At 50.2% G+C, this 19,117-nt stretch carries 9 protein-coding genes; all 9 read left to right on the forward strand.

All coding sequences use genetic code 11. The features are described 5' to 3' along the window. Window positions 1-227: 227 nt before the first annotated feature. The 9 genes from Q3O60_RS12200 to Q3O60_RS12240 all read left to right on the forward strand — a co-directional run bounded on the left by Q3O60_RS12200 (window position 228) and on the right by Q3O60_RS12240 (window position 19,071). The gene (locus Q3O60_RS12200; protein WP_305894257.1) at window positions 228-1,352 is read left to right on the forward strand and encodes a MupA/Atu3671 family FMN-dependent luciferase-like monooxygenase; all 1,125 of its coding nucleotides are present in this window, start codon (window positions 228-230) and stop codon (window positions 1,350-1,352) included. Between the two features lie 3 nt (window positions 1,353-1,355). Further along, window positions 1,356-10,418, forward strand: coding sequence for a beta-ketoacyl synthase N-terminal-like domain-containing protein (locus Q3O60_RS12205; RefSeq protein WP_305894221.1), 9,063 nt, complete (start codon window positions 1,356-1,358; stop codon window positions 10,416-10,418). Next, window positions 10,415-10,681: a phosphopantetheine-binding protein gene (locus Q3O60_RS12210; protein WP_305894222.1), complete on the forward strand. Its 267-nt coding sequence runs from the start codon at window positions 10,415-10,417 to the stop codon at window positions 10,679-10,681. The genes Q3O60_RS12205 and Q3O60_RS12210 overlap by 4 nt, the downstream gene beginning before the upstream one ends. Continuing rightward, complete coding sequence (locus Q3O60_RS12215) at window positions 10,659-11,900, forward strand: beta-ketoacyl synthase N-terminal-like domain-containing protein (protein ID WP_305894223.1); 1,242 nt, start codon at window positions 10,659-10,661, stop codon at window positions 11,898-11,900. Before Q3O60_RS12210 ends, Q3O60_RS12215 begins: the two co-directional genes overlap by 23 nt. A 22-nt stretch (window positions 11,901-11,922) precedes the next feature. Next, window positions 11,923-13,185 carry a hydroxymethylglutaryl-CoA synthase family protein gene (locus Q3O60_RS12220; RefSeq protein ID WP_305894224.1) on the forward strand — a complete coding sequence of 421 codons (1,263 nt, stop codon included), beginning with the start codon at window positions 11,923-11,925 and terminating at the stop codon, window positions 13,183-13,185. Between the two features lie 10 nt (window positions 13,186-13,195). Continuing rightward, window positions 13,196-13,975 carry an enoyl-CoA hydratase/isomerase gene (locus tag Q3O60_RS12225; RefSeq protein WP_305894225.1) on the forward strand — a complete coding sequence of 260 codons (780 nt, stop codon included), beginning with the start codon at window positions 13,196-13,198 and terminating at the stop codon, window positions 13,973-13,975. 4 nt (window positions 13,976-13,979) lie between these two features. Further along, window positions 13,980-17,042 (forward strand): polyketide synthase, encoded by a 3,063-nt coding sequence (locus Q3O60_RS12230; protein ID WP_305894226.1) that lies wholly within the window; start codon window positions 13,980-13,982, stop codon window positions 17,040-17,042. 18 nt (window positions 17,043-17,060) lie between these two features. Beyond that, window positions 17,061-18,047, forward strand: a complete 987-nt coding sequence (locus tag Q3O60_RS12235; RefSeq protein ID WP_305894227.1) for an FAD-dependent oxidoreductase — start codon at window positions 17,061-17,063, stop codon at window positions 18,045-18,047. Between the two features lie 190 nt (window positions 18,048-18,237). Beyond that, window positions 18,238-19,071 carry an alpha/beta fold hydrolase gene (locus Q3O60_RS12240; RefSeq protein ID WP_305894228.1) on the forward strand — a complete coding sequence of 278 codons (834 nt, stop codon included), beginning with the start codon at window positions 18,238-18,240 and terminating at the stop codon, window positions 19,069-19,071. The last annotated feature ends 46 nt before the right edge of the window (window positions 19,072-19,117 follow it).

Raw genomic sequence — 19,117 nt, forward strand, 5'->3', positions numbered from 1 at the left:
AATGACGGTAAAAATCCCAATGGTCATTTTGCGAACGAACAATGGTTGGATTGTGTGGGAAAATTTTGCATAATCAAAAATGATTCAAATACGATTTTTAAATTATCACTTTGTCAGTGCCAGGGTGTTTGCCGCATGCGCAACGCTATGAAATTTATGTGTAACGATACATAGGGTGCTGAAGCGCAGTCGTTTTGGGCTGGAATAATTTAAGGACAAAATTATTGATGACAATACAAGCACTGTTAGGTATAGGTACTGACTTTTCACCGGTGAAGTCCGATCTCAAGCCGGCTGGAGAGATGGCATTCAGCATGATGTTTTTCTCAGACATCCGCAAAGACATTACTAGCTCAGAGAAATACGACTTTATCACCGCACTGACCCAGTTTGCAGATCAGTCTAAGTTCACCGCGGTTTACTTGCCTGAACGCCACTTTCATGAGTTTGGCGCGATTTTCCCAAACTCTGCGGTCATGGCGGCTTATCTTATCCCACAAACAAAACATATCCGCTTTCGAACTGCGGGCGTGAGCCTGCCACTGCACCACCCTGCAGAAGTGGTGGAGTGGTGGGCCATGAATGATATTCTCTCCAATGGGCGTGTTGATCTCGGGTTTGGTTCAGGGTGGAATAAGCCAGACTTTATTTATGCCCCAAATAACTATGATGACCGTCGCGAGAAAATGACGGAGCAGATCTCCATTGTTAAACGACTGTGGGCGGGTGAAAGTGTTGAGTTTGAGGGGCCTGACAACGCTTACTATGCGACCAAAGTTTACCCAAGACCAATTCAAAAGTCGTTGAAAGTGTGGATGTTAGTCGCGCAAAATGACAAGGGGTTTGAACAGGCTGGGGCGAGTGGATACAACGTATTCACCATGCTTTACGGCGCTGATCTAGCCTCCATGGAGCGAAAAATCAGCATTTACAGAGCCGCGAGAGAACGGGCCGGTTTTGACCCTGAGACGGGCGAGGTCACACTGATGTTACATACCCTGATTGGGGATTCCATTTCGCAAGTGAAGCGCGCGGTGGAAAACCCATTCAAAGCATATATTCGCAGTGCCATGGAAGCGCACTTAGCCAGTGACGCGTTGCAGAAAAAGGGGGCCGCTGAATTTGGTGAGCAAGACAAAGACAGTATTTTGGAGTATGCGTTTCAGCGATATTTTAAGACAGGTGCGTTGTTCGGCACCGTTGAAGATGGAAAGCGGATCGTGAAACAGGCGCAGGACATTGGCGTGAATGAAATTGCGTGTTTAATGGACTTTGGCGTTGATTATGCCTCAGTAAAGGACTCTTTACTCCATTTGGAGCAGCTCGTAGCAGCATATACAGGAGTGAAATAAGTTTTGGATATAGAAAAACAGCGACTGGCGATCAAGGATTTTATGCGTGAATACGCGAAAAAACACACCGCTCAATCCGCCGACATAGACAGTGCCGAAGCAGGTCATACCGACTCCTCAGAATTAGAGCCCATCGCCATTGTGGGATTAGAAGGGTATTTACCTGGTTGTCAATCAGTGGCCGAGTTTTGGCAGCACTTAGATAAAGATGAGTCACTGATCGAGGAAATCCCTCAATCGCGTTTTGACTGGCGCTTATATGCTAATGAAGCGCCAACATGGGATGCTCAGCCCGATAAAATGCGCTGTCGTTGGGGTGGGTTTATTCCCGATATCCAAAGCTTTGATCCACACTTTTTTAAGTTATTACCCGATGATGCCCAGCGTATGGATCCCCAGCAACGGTTGCTATTGATGTCGGTGTATAACACTTTGGAAAATGCAGGCTATCGTCCGCAAGCACTGAAAGGCTCAAATACCGGGGTCTTTGTTGGTTTTGAGCGCAATGAATATTTATTGAACTTGATTGAGTCGGGCTATGATACTGGTGAGAGTCTCCATCAATCAGACAGTATGATAGCCAATAATATTTCATACTATTTTGATTTTTCAGGTCCCAGTGAAGTGGTCAATACAATGTGCTCTAGTGCTGCCGTGGCGATACACCGAGCTGTGGTTGCCCTGCGGACGGGGGAGATTGATCAGGCCATAGTCGGGGCGGCGAATCTATTGCTGCGACCAGATACGTTTGTTAAGTTGTCGCAAACACAACAGATGAGCCCAACACCGACCGTGAAGTCATTTGGCGATGATGCGGATGGCTATTTACGAGCGGAAGGGGTGGCCAGTATTCTCCTTAAACCCTATTCCCGTGCGCGCAAAGACGGGGATGCTATCTATGCCGTGATCAAGAGCTCAGCGGTAAATTATAATGGCAATCGATCTGCATCCATTGCAGCGCCCAATACCAGTGCACATGCGTCTCTGATCCAAGCATGTTACGCCCAGGCCAACATAGATCCGCGTGAGGTCGACTATATAGAAGCACAAGGCATGGGTAATCCGGTCTCCGATATTTGCGAGTGGGATGCATTTAACCTTGCACTGAATAACCTGGCGCAGCAACAGGGGGTCGCATTGCGCCCAGCTCAATGCAAGGTGAGCACCTTAAAACCTATGATCGGTCATATGCACTCTGCATCTTCATTGGGGGCTTTATTTAAAGTCATACATAGCTTACAGAGCGAAAAAATACACAAGATACTCGGTATTGAGCAGATCAGTGCGGATATTGATACTGAACACAGCGTGTGTCAATTGGCAACAGAGACCATACCGTGGCCAAAGAAGTCGGGCAATCGACTGGCGGGGATCCATGCGTACGGGGCGGGTGGCAATAATGCCCATGTATTAATTGCAGGCGTAGACTGGGAGTCCGAACCGACCGTCAAGGAGGCGGCTGAAGGCGAGCAAGTTTGGGCGCTGCCGGTGTCAGCACTGAACAAAGCGTGTTTTACCGCTCAGCTCACTGCGCTACAAGCGGCATTACGTCAGTGCGCATACCCAATTTCACATCTGGCATTTACATTGCGACATGGCCGAGACAGCCATGCCTATCGCTGCATATTTTTGGCATCATCGAGGGAGCAGCTATTGCAACAAATCGAGGATGTGTTGGATGCGCGAACGAATGCAAATGTATTTGAACATGGACACAGCCAAGCGCTGGGTGAACGCGATCAACCGATTGCGGCACAATGGCTGGAAACCGGCCACTGTGAGTGGCCTGAAATGTCATCTGAAGGGCGTCAGCGCGTGCATCTGCCTGGCACACAATTTAACCTAAAAGAGTATTGGATAGCACCCGACATAGCGCCGCAGGCGCACGATACCTCGATGGATATCACCTTAGAGCCTGCACCGACGGACGCTGATGAGCAGCGTATTGCCGACATACTGATTGCAATACTTGCGGAACATTTGCGCGTTTCAGAGCAGGAGATTGATCTTGAGCGTGAATTTAGCGATATGGGGTTTGACTCCTTATTGGTTTCCAGGGTGTCAAAAGCATTGAGTGCGAAATTAGCCACCCAGATAGCGCCGGCGGTGTTGTTTGAAGCAACGACCCCCGCCAAGCTGATTGATCATTGTAAACGGCATTTTCAGCAAGCAACGACAGGCGCAAGTTCACGCGGGAAATTGACCGTGAGGAAGACGTCGTTCACGAGACAGCCGATTGCCATCATCGGGCTTGCCGGGCAATATCCTGATGCGGACAATGTGTTTGAGCTTTGGCAAAACCTGGCGGCGGGTAAAAGCAGTATTCGAGAGATCCCCAATGAGCGCTGGCCCATTGCAAATTACTTTGACACACAGGCTGATGGTGAAGGAGATAGCTTTAAGTCGGCTGCAAAGTGGGGCGGTTTTTTAGACGGGCTCAATTATTTCGACAATGAATTTTTCAATTTACCGCCTTTTGAAGCCGCTTATATGAGCCCCAAAGAGCGGCTCTTTATGCAATGTGCGTGGCATGTTGTTGAAGATGCCGGATACACCACAAAGACATTGGAGCGCGATACCGTCGGTGTGTTTGTGGGGATCTCTAAAGCGGGGTTTGACAATTATAAGGACTCTTATTTTTCTGCGGCCAACCGGATCTCTTACCGCTTTAATTTTGGCGGCCCCAGCATGCCCGTCGACACCGCGTGTTCGTCGTCTTTGTCAGCCATCCATGAAGCTTGCTTGCACCTCTATGCAGGAGAGTGTGATGTGGCCGTTGCCGGTGGGGTGAATGCCTATACTCACCCCTCTACATTTGCCGAGTTCACGAGGCTGAACGTGTTATCCAAAGATGGGACGTTAAGTGCCTTTGGCGCGCAGGCAAACGGGTTTGTGCCCGGAGAGGGGGTGGGCGCGGTGTTATTAAAGCCCTTGGCCAAAGCCATTGCTGATGGTGATCACATTTATGGGGTGATCCGCGGCACAGCAATAAACCACGGGGGCAAAGTGAATGGCTACACCGTACCGAGCCCGTTAGCGCAGCAAAATCTGATCCGTACCGCCTTGTCCAGAGCCGGGCTTTGTGCTGCGGACATCAACTACGTTGAAGCGCATGGCACCGGGACTTTATTAGGGGATCCAGTAGAGTTTAAGGGGTTAGATGAGGCGTACAAAGCGGATACATCGGCACAGCAATTCTGCGCGTTAGGGTCGGTAAAAACCAATATTGGTCACCTTGAAGCGGCTGCGGGTATTGCAGGGCTGACAAAAGTGTTATTGCAAATGCACCATAAAAAGCTCGCGCCGACCTTAAACGCCGAGCAATCAAACCCACACATTGATTTTGCGGCCTCAGCATTCAAGTTACAGCAGACCCTGACAGATTGGCAGCTGGACACGACCGAGCGTAACGCGAAGCGGCGCGCAGGCGTGTCGTCGTTTGGTGCTGGCGGTAGCAATGCCCATATTGTGGTTGAGGAAGCGCCTATTAGCACACAAAGTAGTGCGCCTGAATCGTCTTACTTATTTGTGTTGTCTGCAAAAAGTGGATCGGGACTGGCGCGTTATGTCGATAAGTACATTGATTTTCTGAGCGAGCAGCCATCCTTATCACTGGCCAATATGAGCTACACCTTGCAAGCAGGCAGAGAAGCCATGCCTTATCGGCTGGCATGTGAATTTGACTCGCTAGAGGCCTTACTCGAGATGCTCAAAGCATACAAGCAGGGCACGGCATGTGCGCAGCTGTGGCAAGGCCAGGTAGATAAACATCGAGGGGTTGAGGCACTGTTTCAGGAGTCCTCAGCACAAGCGCTGGTAAGGCATTGGCTCGCAGAGAGAAAATTTCAATATATCGCTGAGTTGTGGACCCAAGGGGGTGAAATCGATTGGCATCCTGGCAAGCCTGCGCAATATCAGCGTGTCAGTTTACCCGGCTATCCTTTCGCACAGATTGACATCCCAAAAGCACCGATGCTTGTGCCCGTAACGGCACATGGCCATGGCGCTTTGGCACCGTCGACAACAGACAGTGTTGTGGGGATGTTGCTGATGACGCTGAGTTGGCGCGCACTTGATGAGACGCCTCATGAGCTGCTGGACGAAGACCTAGAGCAACACATTGTGCTGTGCGATTATCCGGCGTTGTCGGCACTGGACGGGATGGTCCACTTGTCTAGTTCGGCGGCACACCCTGCTGCCAGTTTGACGCAATTTTGTATTCAATTGACGGCTCGATTTGACGCCATTATACGTTCAAAGTGTGCGTCACATAAGATCTTGCAAGTGGTCGTTCCGAAAGAGCCGAACTTACAGTCAACCCTGCCCGCGATGTCGGCGTTGTTAAAAACATGCTCGCTGGAAAACGATAACGTCACAGGGCAGCTCATTGAGTTGCCGGTGAACTTGCCCCAGGAGCAGGTATTTAACTTGCTTGCTCAGGCGAAACGGCACGCGCATTGCCACTGGTTTAAAGCTGAGGCTGAGCACTTGATGGCATGCGATCTGGATGTGCTTGACACAATTTCTGTCCCGCATCCGTGGCGTGATCAAGGGGTGTATTTGATCACCGGTGGGCTGGGTCAGTTGGGGTATTTGTGTGCGTGCGATATTGCGCAAAAAGTGCAGGCGCCTATCTTGATTTTAACGGGTCAGCGGCCTTTGGATACCCTCAGAGAAAACCAACTCGCACGCTTGAAAGAGATGGGCGCAACGGTGCACTATGAGGCGGTGGACTTAACGGCGCTCGACGCAGTAACAATCTTGGTACAGAATACCGTGCGTGCGCATGGTGGGATCAATGCGGTGCTGCACTGTGCCGGGGTTATCCAAGATGGTCTGTTACGCAATAAGGATGCAGAAAGCATACGACACGTTCTCGCGCCAAAAACCTATGGTGCATGGCACTTGGGACAGGCATGTGAAGAGATAAAGCTTGAGCACTTTGTGCTGTTCTCCTCAGCGGTTTCCATGGTCGGTAATGTCGGGCAGGGCGATTATGCCGCCGCCAATGCCTTTTTGGACCTGTATGCGCAGCAGCGACAACAACGGGTTAATCAGGGCCTGTGTTTTGGTCAAAGTTGTGCTATCGGCTGGGGGTTGTGGCGTGATGGTGGGATGCAGGTATCTGATGATATTCTCGCAGCATTGTATGACATGTCGGGTATGCAGCCGATTGACAGTGATGTGGGGTTGTCCGCGCTGTATCAAGTGATGCACCAAACGCATACCCGCACCATTGCCATTGCTGGTGATACGGCGAAACTTGCGCATCACTTCTCTCGCTCGATTGGCGCAGCACAGCCTGTCGCAATGGCAACCAAAACCACACAGCCGGATCATGACCAAGTGCAGCGTGAGTTAATGTCGCGATTTATCGCCGCTGCCGCTGCGGTTGTCGGTGTGGCACAGAGCGCACTTGATCTGCATGTCGGGCTCGATGAGCAAGGCTTTGGGATCGTTGAGTTGCACGCCATTATCAATGAGTTAAATCAACATTTTGATTATGACTTCAGTTTAAACACCGCGAACGTCTATCGTACGTTACACGACTTGCTCGATGCGTACAGCGACGCTTTAACCGGCAAAACCAAGGTGCAAGGGCACACTGGCGCCTTATCATCTGCCGATGATGATGTCCTGTTGGCGTCAGTATGTGATCAATTGACTATGGTGCTCTCACAGGTGACAGGGTATGCAAAGGAAAAGCTCGCTCAGGATACCGGCTTTGATGAGCTGGGCATTGACTCATTGGTGGTGACCAAGCTGACCAATAAGTTGGAATTTATGTATGGGGCACTGCCAAAAACCCTGTTTTTTGAACATCACACAATTGCGCAATTGGCTGAGTACCTGTTTACTGCACACCGCAGCCAACTTGAGACGTATCATACGCCTCCCCCCAGTTCGAGTGATGCCCACCGTGCAACCAGTTTGCATGAGTCGGTTGAACCGCAAAGATCGTCCGTCGCTGGCGCATACACAGATCACAGTCGTGATGCACAGGATACGGATATTGCCATCATCGGTATCTCAGGACGCTACCCTCAGGCAAATACACTGCAAGCGTTTTGGCAGGTGCTGGCTGGAGGTCAAGATTGTATTACTGAGGTGCCAACCAGCCGCTGGTCTCATCGTCATTATTATGATGAGGAAAAAGGCAAACCTGGCAAGACGTATGCGAAGTGGGGCGGTTTCATCGATGGTGTCGATAAGTTTGATCCGAGTTTCTTTAATATTTCACCTCGCGAAGCTGAAATCATCGAACCACAGGAAAGGCTGTTTTTACAAACCGCCTACGAAGCGATTGAAGACGCGGGCTATACCCGGACGTCTTTGGCACAAACCACCGCACTCGATGGTTCGCCCGGCGCGGTCGGTGTGTATGTTGGGGTGACGTATCAGGAATATCAATTGTACGGCGCGCAGGAAACCATGCTGGGCCGGCCTATGGTATTGTCAATGAGCCCGTCGTCTATTGCCAATCGCGTATCCTATTTTTGCGACTTTCACGGTCCGAGTTTGGCCATTGATACTATGTGTGCTTCGTCATTGACGAGCATTCACCTAGCTTGTCAAAGCTTACTCAGCGGTGAGTGCAAAGCAGCCATTGCCGGAGGCGTTAATGTGTCTATTCACCCGGCAAAATACTTGATGCTGGGATATGGCGGGTTCGCATCGCAAACAGGCCGTTGTAAAACCTTTAGCGCTGAGGCAGACGGATTTGTGCCCAGTGAAGGGGTCGGGGCTGTGCTACTCAAACCATTGCGTGAAGCACTGCAAGCTGGCGACCATATTTACGGGGTGATCAAAGGCAGTGCGGTCAATCATGGCGGCAGAACCTATGGTTACTCTGTACCTAGCCCCATGGCTCAGCAGGCGGTGATCGCTCGGGCATTGGCTCAAGCCAAGGTTAAGCCTCAGCAGATCAGCTATGTGGAGGCACATGGTACGGGGACTTCGTTGGGCGATCCCATTGAAGTGGCCGCTTTGAACAAAGCATTCTCTGCCGGAGACAGTAAAGACCGTGTCTGTGCGATTGGCTCTGTGAAGTCCAATATTGGCCACTGTGAAAGTGCTGCGGGCATCGCGGGCCTGACCAAGGTGCTCTTGCAAATGAAGCACCAGCAATTAGTGCCTTCATTACACAGTGAACAGATAAATCCTAAGATTGAGTTTGCTCAGTCCCCCTTTGTTGTGCAACAACAGCTAGCACCTTGGCCAAGTCGCGATGACGCCCCGCGTATTGCCGGTGTATCATCGTTTGGCGCCGGGGGCTCAAATGCCCATCTTATAGTACAAGAAGCGCCTGAACAGGCCGAGCTACAAGGGGATAAACGATCACATGTTCAAGTGATCACGCTATCTGCCAGAAGTCACGCACAGCTCAAAGAGATGGCTAGTAATTTACTACACCACTTAAGGCGAGAGCATCTATCTCAATACGATGCACAGCGCATTGCGTATACATTGCAAACGGGTCGAGAAACCTTTGACCATCGCTTGGCATGTATAGTGATCGACTTGACGGAGATACAGGCAGGGTTAGCGCTATTCTTGGCGGCTGATAGTGCGCCAGCGGCGTCTGAAATCTGGTTGAATGGCACGGTATGCATGGGGGTTGTCGACGATACACAAGCGCAGTCTGCGCCACTCGATCCAAGCTTTTTAGGTACCATCAGTAGCACCGATGAAGCGCAAAAAGATGTGCGTTGTAAAGCGCTTGTCAGCGCGTGGTCGCGAGGGGCGGACATTCAGTGGTCTGTGTTATATCACCTGCAGAGCCCCAGGAAAATCAGTTTACCGACCTATCCATTTGCGGCAAAACGTTACTGGAAACCGGCAAGTGATGAAGCGTTACGCGCTCAGAGGGTGAATGAACTATCGCATAATACACCTGTGTTGCCAGCGCCGCAGGAACCTAAGTCGGGTAAGATCCAACTAGTCGAACCACACGTGTTTGCTGTGAAAAAAGCCGCTTTGCCCACGCCTGCTCAGTCGGGTGAAAAGGTGCCTGCTCCTGCACCTCAGCCAGACTCGCCAGTCGAAGCGGTGACAGCGAGTGACATGCCTAACACCCATGCCAGCGAAGACACTGATACCTTCAACAAGACCTTTTTACGGGCTAGTTTGGCCAGGGCGTTAATGATGAACGAAGATGAAATATCTGATAATACCCCGTTTTCAAACATTGGCTTAGACTCCATCGTTGGTGTAGAGTGGGTACGTGCCATTAATGCTCAGTATAAGTTGGCGTTGGCGGTCGAGCGCATACATGAGTACCCCAGTATTAATCAGTTGCATGCGTACTTGCTGCAAAGTGGGGAAGGCGAGACGTTGGCAGCGCAGCCAGAAGTGAGGGAAACGAGGTTATCGACACCTGCACAAGCAGAAACGGCTGATGATGCGGCGGTGATCAATACCGTTATCTCCACCTTGGCAAATGCCTTGTTACTCGATGCGGGAGATATTCGCGCGCAATCTCGCTTTGTTGATTTGGGCTTAGACTCTATTGTTGGGGTTGAATGGATCCGCGCCATCAATGCCCATTTTGGCACGCAGATTGAGGCAAATGCGGTGTATGAACACCCGACGCCAGCCGCGTTTGCTCAGTACCTGACTTCGTTGTTTGCTGAGCCACAGACCTCGACCGATGAGGCTGCAAAGGCTGACTCGACAGTGTCATTGCAAGCGCCAAATGAATACACTACGTTAGACTTTTTGCGCACGTCGTTGGCAACGGTTCTGATGATGGCTGAGCTGGAAATCAAAGTTGTGACTCGATTTGCGGATTTAGGACTGGATTCGATTACAGGGATGGAGTGGATCAAGGTGATCAATCAGACCATGCAGCTCAGTTTGAACGCCGATATCGTCTACGAACACAACACGTTGGAAAGTTTTTCAGGGTATATCCAAAGTCAGTTAGAAAGCAAAGGGATGCAACACACACAGGAAATAATCCAAGCCTTACAAGCTGTACAGCGCAGCGATGAGGCGGCACAAGGCACACACTTGGGTGTGGCCGGTCAACATAAAGAACATAAACAGATGGAAGAAGTACTATGAATATCGCAGTCAATGTCGAAAGAAGTCGGGTACAAGCAGTGGTGTTAGATTGTATTCGTCAGCTAGTCCCCACTTTGCAAGATCATACGTTTAAGCAGGGCGATAGCCTAGCCGCTTTGGGTATGAACTCGATGGAGCGGGTTGAAATTATCGTGGATATTCTGGCGGCATTGTCGCTCAGAATACCGATGACTGACACTATGTCAGCGACCAATTTGGATGAACTGATAGATCTCTTGCATGACAGACTCAATCGCCGTTAATATGCGTAATTCGCCTGCGCTGATCACAGGTATGGGCGCCGTGACTGCGATCGGGCAGGACATAACAGCCATCTCTCAGTCACTCAAAAAAGGCACTTCGGTGTTTTCATTTATGACCCGGGAAGGGCGCTGTTCTGACGACTTATTTATTGGCGCAGAACTGCCTGCACTGACGATGCCAACGCAGTTTGACGCATATAACCTGAGTACCTGTTCACTGAGTGCAAAGGCGGCATTAGTTGCGCTACAGCAGGCGTGGACAGACGCAAGGTTAGATACCGTCGAGCCTGAAAAAATCGGCCTGATTGTCGGTGGCAGTAATGTACAACAGCGACACTTAAATAATTTGCGTGACAAGCGTAAAAATGCGCCGTATTTTATTCAGCCCAGCTATGCACTGAATTTCATGGACTCAGATATCTGTGGGATCTGTACTGAGCTATTTGGCATACGCGGCAGTGCTTTTTCGCTTGGTGGTGCGTCTGCCAGTGGACAACTGGCAGTGATAGAAGCGGCAAAAGCGGTGACAAGTGGGGCACTGGATGTGTGCGTTGTGGTTGGGGCGCTCATGGATTTATCCTACTGGGAATGTCATGCATTTAGCTCTTTGGGTGCCATGGGGAGTAGCCGGTTTTCTGATGCACCCACCCAGGCTTGTAGGCCTTTTGACCAACAGCGAGATGGGTTTATTTATGGTGAGGGCTGTGGCGTGTTAGTGCTTGAGCGCCATCAGCACGCGTTGCAAAGAGGGGCTCACCTTCGCGGAGCTATCCCCGGGTGCGCGGTGGTGATGGATGGTAATCGCAATCCGGACCCTTCTTTGGCAGGGGAAATCGCAGTGATCCAACAGGTATTGCACAACTCAGCGATGACGGCATCAGACATTGATTATATCAATCCGCATGGCAGTGGCTCGGTGCTGGGAGATGACACCGAGTTGCAAGCATTGGCCAAAACAGGACTACGCAGTGCGCCATTGAACGCGACCAAGTCACTTTTTGGTCATGCTTTGAGCGCAGCTGGGTGCCTTGAGATCATCGCGACCTTGATCCAGATGGAACAGGGCTTTTTACACCCCAGTTTAAATCTAGACAACCCGATACAAGCAGATTTCAATTGGGTGACGACGACAAGGCATGAAACCAACATCAAGCAAGCGCTGAGTTTGAGTTACGGGTTTGGTGGGCTAAACACCGCGGTGTGTATCATTAAGCCTTGACAAAAGTGAGTAGGAGTAAGTAATGGAATGCTGTGAAGTAGGTATTGAAGCGATGAACGTATATGCTGGCACTGCGTGTTTGGATGTACGTAAACTGATCGATCACCGCGAGCTTGATATCGCGCGTTTTAATAATCTATTGATGTCAGAAAAAACCGTGGCACTGGTCAGTGAAGATCCGGTAACGTTTGCAGTCAATGCGGCCAAGCCCATTTTGGATGCATTGAGTGAGGCTGAAAAAAACAGCATTGAAATGTTGATCACATGCACTGAGTCAGGCATTGATTTTGGTAAGTCCATTAGCACCTATGTGCATGATCACCTTGGCTTGAATAAAAACTGCCGGGTGTTTGAGGTTAAACAGGCGTGCTACTCAGGTACGGTTGGCTTACACAATGCGGCGAACTTCATTTTGTCTAACACCTCACCTGGGGCGAAAGCCTTAGTGATTGCGGTGGACCTATGTCGCTTCATGGTGTTAGGCGAAGAGGACGTCAATAAAAAAGACTGGGCGTTTTCAGAGCCCTCGGGTGGCGCCGGCGCAGTGGCGATGCTGATCAGCAACAAACCGGAAGTTTTCAGGTTGGATGTTGGGGCCAGCGGTTATTACTCCTATGAGGTAATGGATACCTGCCGACCTCAGCCAGACAGTGAAGCGGGCAATGCAGATATCTCCTTGATGTCCTATCTGGATTGTTGCGAGCAAACTTTTTTGCAATACCAGCAACGTGTCGACGGCGCGAACTACGCACATACATTTGACTATTTGGCATTTCATACCCCGTTTGGTGGTATGGTTAAAGGCGCACACCGCTCGTTGATGAGAAAATTTACGCAGCAGCCACCGGCGCAAATCGAAGCCGATTATCACCAGCGAGTGACGAACGGACTGACCTATTGTCAGCGTATTGGTAACATTATGGGCGGGGCGCTGTACTTGTCTTTGGCGGGGGTGATAGAGACGGGTGATTTTAGCACACCCAGACGGATAGGGTGTTTTGCCTATGGATCTGGGTGCTGCTCTGAATTTTACAGCGGTATTGTGACGGAGCAGGGACAAGCACGCTTAAAGTCACTGGAAATCGCATCGCATTTGGAGAGCCGATATCAGCTCTCCATCGAGGAGTATGAAAGGTCTTTACGGCAAAACAAGGACGTGCGTTTTGGCACTCAGGATGTGATTGTTGAGTGCCCAATCACCGATAAGATCCAACAACAGCAGTTAAGTCCGCGTTTGTACTTGAAGCGGATCAACAATTTTCACCGGGAATATGAATTCCAATAATGATGTGTGAATGCCAATCGTGACGTATGAGATGATCAAGGTTAGTCACAATGCGGAGATATGCACGCTCCAATTTAACCGGCCTAACCATAAGAATACTTTAAATAAGCAAATGATTGAGGAGTGCTTGCGGGTGATCTCCGACTGTGAGTCGCGCAGCAAGATTTTGGTTATCAAAGGACTGCCGGAAGTGTTCTGTTTCGGCGCTGACTTTTCCTGGATGGACAAACAAGAATACACAGACAACCAGCAGGGCAGTGAACACGATCCAAGTATACTGTACGCGCTGTGGAAGCGAATTGCGCTGGGACCCTTTATCTCTATTGCCGTGGTAGAAGGGCGGGTGAATGCCGGAGGAATGGGATTTGTCGCTGCGTGTGACATTGTGTTGTCAGGCAGTCGCGCACAATATAGCTTGTCCGAGCTCATATTTGGGATTTTGCCCGCCTGTGTAATGCCGTTTTTGATCAAAAAAATTGGCTGGCAAAAAGCCAACTATATGACCTTGATGACCGCCCCTTTTAACGCCAATGATGTTGCTAATTGGGGGCTGGCTGATACCGTTTCTGATGACTTAGATGAGTTGCTAAGACGGCACCTGCTGCGCCTGAGACGCTTACCTCGCGATGGCATAATACGGCACAAACACTATATGAATACACTGAATCCACAATTACTTGAACACGAGCCGATCGCGGTACAGGAAAATCGTGCAACGTTTTCTTTGCCCACTGTGGTGACCAATATTGGACGTTATGTGCAAAGCGGCAAGCTGCCATGGGAAAGCTAGAATAATGACAAAAATAATCATCAACTCGGTTGTATCCATCATCGAGCAGAGTAACGGTGTTGTCCAGATCACCATGGAGGACCGTGATAATAAAAATATGTTTAGCCGTGATATTTTGTCAGGGTTGATGCAAGCGTATAAAAAAATTGAGGAAAACCGTGCTTGCAAGGCGGTTATCATCACTGGCTTTGACAGCTATTTTTGCAGTGGCGGCACTCAGGATAGCCTGCTGTCGTTAAATGACACACAGGGTAACTTTAGCGACGTCAATATTTATAGCTTGCCATTGGAATGTCGGGTGCCTGTGATATCTGCCATTCAGGGCCACGCCATTGGTGGCGGGTTTGTGATGGGGTTATTCTCCGACATCGTGTTGCTCAGCAAAGAGAGTTATTACACCCTAAATTTTATGAAGTATGGATTTACGCCGGGGATGGGCTCGACCTTGATAGTGCCCACCAAACTGGGCGTGGATCTGGGCAGTGAAATGTTATTAAGTGCCAATCAATATCGCGGTGATGAATTACAACAACGCAGGGTGGGGCTGCAAGTACTGCCGCGCAAAAGCGTCCTAAGCCGTGCTTATGAACTGGCTGACCTAATCGCTCAAAAGCCGTTGCGCTCAGTCTCTTTATTGAAAAAACATCTCTGTCAGCAGGTGAGCGAAAAGCTGCCAAAATATATTGAACAAGAGCTGGCGATGCATGCCCAGACCATGCATCAACCAGAGGTGACGGACAATATCAAGCGCCTGTTCGGTCAGCCAAGCTCCACATCAGCACGTCTGTCCAATGCACTGGAGCGCGCACCGATTGAGACTGCAGTGCACAACGAGCGTAGCGGGGATACAACGCGTCGCGACACCACAACCTCAGCGATTTCAGAGCAAGATATTGCGATCGTCAGTGTCGCTGGGCGCTTTCCGGAAGCTGAAAACGTCGATACATTTTGGGCAAACCTACAACAAGGTATGGATTGTGTGGTAGATATACCCGATGAGCGAGCGGCGTTATTTGGTTCTGAAAGTGCTGCGTTGAGATGTCGTTGGGGCGGATTTATCCACGGAGTCGATAAGTTCGATCCGCTGTTTTTTAAGATCTCCCCGCGCGAAGCACAGTTGATGGACCCACAAGAGCGCTTGCTCTTAGAGGAGGTTTGGCACCTGCTTGAGCGTCGTGGCTACACAAAGCAAAAACTGGCACAGCAATACGACCACAAGGTGGCGGTCTACACCGCATCTATGTACCAGCAGTACCATGCTTTTGATACCGAACAAGATAAAAAAGCCATGGTCGCCATGTCATCGCTCTCCAGTATGCCCAATCGTATTTCCCACTTTTTTGACCTTCATGGCCCAAGTATGGCGGTGGATACCATGTGCTCGGGCGCTGCCAGTGCAATCTATCTTGCCTGCCAAAACCTGCTGAGCGGGGCGTGCCGGCTGGCCATTGTCGGGGCCACCAATTTGTCTATTCACGGCTACAAATACCAGGCGTTAAGTCAGTCTCAATTGTTGGCTGAGCAAAGCGCCGTACGAGGGTTTGGTGAATCTGGAGGGTTTATTCCCGGCGAGGCGGTCGGTGCGGTGTTATTGAAGCCTTTGCGTGATGCGATCCAGGACAATGATGATGTGCTGGCCGTGATCAAAGGCGTGCATACCGACCATAAAGGCGCGACAGATGGGTTTAATGCCTCAGATCCCGATGCTCTAACACGTTTGATGACCGGGTGTCTGCAAAATGCCAAGATGACGCCGCAGCAGATAGACTATGTTGAAACCTCAGTGGCGGGCGCCACCGTATCAGACAGGGCAGAAATTCAAGCGATGAAGCAGGTATTTTGTGACATCGCGGGCAAGAGAAAACTGCCCATAGGCACCGTAAAACCAAGTATCGGCCATGCTGAAGCCGCATCCGGGCTGACACAGCTGATCAAGGTCGCCATGCAGCTGAAGCATGGGGTGCTGACCCCATCCATCTTGCACCAGCCGCTCAATCCCAAACTTGATTTAGACTGCACCCCATTTACTATCCAGGACCAGTTTGGCTCGTGGACAACTGCCGACCCTGAGCAGCCAAGAAGCGCGATGATCAATACGTTGGGCGCAGGTGGGTCGGGTTGTTGTATGGTGCTGGAGGCGTGCCTGAGTGCAAAACTCACAACGAAACCAGGCCGTGCACACAGTGCGCGTGTGATGGTGTTTTCAGCGCAGAATGAAGCACGCCTCAGGGAATTGGTGACACGTTATATAACGCACTTTAGCACTGTGCAAGACACTCACCTCGATGATGTAGCGTATACCTTGACAGACGGCAGAGAGGCGATGCCGACTCGACTCAGTTGTGTGGTTCGCACCATTGAGGCATTGCGTGACTGCCTTGCAGCGTGGCTCTATGGCAAGGCACCGGCGCAAGTCTTTTTTCATGATACTGAACATTCGTCGCGCCAGGCATCCATTGAGCTAGACGCTGCGAACGATACTGAACTGGTAAAACAGGCCAAGTTATGGGTGCAAGGAGGGCAACTGAGCTGGGAGTCGCTGTATGGTGAACCGCATGATGTCTCGCCACAGATCATTGCCTTGCCGACTTATCCGTTTGCGCGTCGTCATTGTTGGTTACCCAAGCCGGCGGAAAAACCACCTCAGGTCGGTGCACAAAAGAGCAACACGCCCGCTCAGCCAGCCACGGACATTGCGCAGGATATGGGGGCCAATTCGGCGCAGTCATCCCTTCACACCGAGGTGGTTGAGTTAGTGCTAGAGACGGTTGGAGAAATCTTAGGTCTTGGCCGTGATGAGCTGCAACTAACCACGCCGCTCAAAGCGTTAGGTGTCACGTCAGTCACCAAGATGTTGATAGTGTCTGCACTTTGCGATGGTATTGAGCAACTCGATGAAACTCAAGTGGGCAGTGAGTTACTTCAAGCCGATAGTGTGTCAGATCTTATGACTGTGATTGAACGCGCACAACCGGCACCTGCTCAGGTGACTGGGGCCAATCACATGCCTGTTGACCTTCCGGGCTATATCTCTGAGGCCACGAGCCGTGGTTTTCGCTTTGAATAAGAGAACGGTGCCACACAGATGCTAGATGAAATAGATGAACACAGTGTAGTTGTGATCGGTGCAGGTCCTGTGGGGATCATGGCAGCGCTGAGCGCCGTGCTCAATGGGGTTGAACAGGTTTACTTGTTTGAAAAACGCTTGGCCGTTGACCGAATGCAAATGGTAACCCACTATCAAAATGCGTTGCCCTATTTACAGCGCTTTGGTGTACTGACGCAGATCTTTGAGCGCGGCACGCCCATTTTACAGCACAACTTCTTTTATACCGACAGTGATAATGAGTCTAGGCGTTATTATCAAAAAGAGATAGATGAGGCACAGCTTGCTGCGACCCAACTCAATGCAGCAGGAAACACACTCAAGCGTGCCTACGATGAATTTGTAGGCGAGTCGGTGTTGGCTATCTCTTTGGCTGATCTGCAAGATGTGCTGCTCATTGCTACACGCGAGCAGGGCGTGCATATTTACTTTAATGTGGAGGCAGAGGTCGTGCCGACAGAGTTTGAGCAAGCCAGCGTGACATTGAGAAATTTGCAGCTGAAGTCACACGCCACTGTCACACCTGAATTGGTGATCTTGGCCGATGGTGAGTGCAGTGAAAATGCACAGGCTATGGGGATCTGTTACGACATTGAAACCGCCAATAAGGGGGAGAAATGTTGGTATATTTATCACTGCCGTGTCACTGGTAATAGCTCAACACTCAACTACAAATTCTCTTTTGATGATCAACAGCAGCTATCAGGTTGTGAATTTGGGCTCTTTTACCCAAATCGTGATGAGCTGGGAGTGGTGGTGTACAGCGCGCGCAGTTCTTCTGTGATTCGCAGCAAAGCACGGTGGGAGGCGTATTGTGGATCAGTAAACCCATTGATGTGCACTATACACGTGCGAGTACCTTTATCAGTAAAAACATCATGCTTACCGGAGATGCGTCAGGAACGGGCTCGCCTGTTGCTGGCATGGGCGCAGTGCTGCCCATATTCGTCTATGCCAGTGCGATAGATGAGTACTTTAAGCTCAGAGAGCGTGACAAGCAGGCGGCTGAGCAGGCGTATAACGAGCGTCAGAGTGCATTTGTGGATGCCTGTCATGATCGCAGCTGCGATATTTGGTCAAAGATAGATAACTTGCCGAGTTCACATCAATCGAGCGGGCAATCCGCGCAGTAAAATTTGCAAATGGAAGCACCTTTATGAAAGTACAAGCACATGATGGATTAATGCTGGACGTTAACCTTAATCAGTTTGATAGCACCAAGCCTACTGTGGTCTTCATCAATGCGCTGGGTGTGGACAGCTGTATTACACAGGCGCTGTCTGACGCCATGGTGGCGCGCGGTCATAATTTTGTGACTTGGCGACGTCGGGGATTTCCAGGAGTATACGATGAACGTTTTCGCGAGTATTCCGTGCAGGATCAAGTTCAAGATTTAACCAGTATCGTGACTGAGTTAGCATTGCCCTCGTTCACTTTGGTTGCTTGGTGTACGGGTATCCAAGTTGCATTGGTTGCAGCGGCACAAAAGTCGTGTCGAATAGAAAAAATGGTGCTATTCAATGCGCCGAATTTCTTTAACCAAGGCACACCTGGCCTCACTGGCGATACCATAGGCCAGGTTTGTCGCATGTTGATCCATGATGAAAAGAAGCTTGATTTCCTCCATCAGAATATCGTGGCGTACAACACAAAAAGCATGCAGGACAAGCTGGCGCGTATTGATGATAAACAGTACCAATACATGATCCAGGCACCTTTTAATAGCGGTAAAGAGGCGTTTTTACGGTTTGCCCATCTGGTGAACACCACCCATGAATTTAAGATAAACCGCACCTTAACTGAACAGATCAGCTGCCCAACCTTCATTGTCGGTGGGGGGAACGATGATATGGTCGCTTGGCAAGAGTCCGTGGCGCTTGCCGAAATTATTCCGGATGCCGAATATAAAATTTTTGCTAATTGGGGGCATTACAACCTATTTACCGACACCAAAGAGGTCTGCGAAGACTTAATTTTAAACGGCCATTAGACAAAGTACGAACAGCAAAGCATTTAATCGTCACCACGGGCTTGAT

Origin of the sequence: Alkalimonas collagenimarina (genome assembly GCF_030717845.1) — a bacterium.
GTDB classification, from domain to species: Bacteria; Pseudomonadota; Gammaproteobacteria; order Enterobacterales; family Alteromonadaceae; genus Alkalimonas; species Alkalimonas collagenimarina.

What these genes read in the sequence shown, in the direction of transcription:
- Q3O60_RS12200 (WP_305894257.1), top strand. Translation starts at nt 228, where the DNA reads ATGACAATACAAGCACTGTTAGGTATAGGTACTGACTTTTCACCGGTG.
- Q3O60_RS12210 (WP_305894222.1), top strand. Translation starts at nt 10,415, where the DNA reads ATGAATATCGCAGTCAATGTCGAAAGAAGTCGGGTACAAGCAGTGGTG.
- Q3O60_RS12215 (WP_305894223.1), top strand. Translation starts at nt 10,659, where the DNA reads ATGACAGACTCAATCGCCGTTAATATGCGTAATTCGCCTGCGCTGATC.
- Q3O60_RS12220 (WP_305894224.1), top strand. Translation starts at nt 11,923, where the DNA reads ATGGAATGCTGTGAAGTAGGTATTGAAGCGATGAACGTATATGCTGGC.
- Q3O60_RS12225 (WP_305894225.1), top strand. Translation starts at nt 13,196, where the DNA reads ATGCCAATCGTGACGTATGAGATGATCAAGGTTAGTCACAATGCGGAG.
- Q3O60_RS12230 (WP_305894226.1), top strand. Translation starts at nt 13,980, where the DNA reads ATGACAAAAATAATCATCAACTCGGTTGTATCCATCATCGAGCAGAGT.
- Q3O60_RS12235 (WP_305894227.1), top strand. Translation starts at nt 17,061, where the DNA reads ATGCTAGATGAAATAGATGAACACAGTGTAGTTGTGATCGGTGCAGGT.
- Q3O60_RS12240 (WP_305894228.1), top strand. Translation starts at nt 18,238, where the DNA reads ATGAAAGTACAAGCACATGATGGATTAATGCTGGACGTTAACCTTAAT.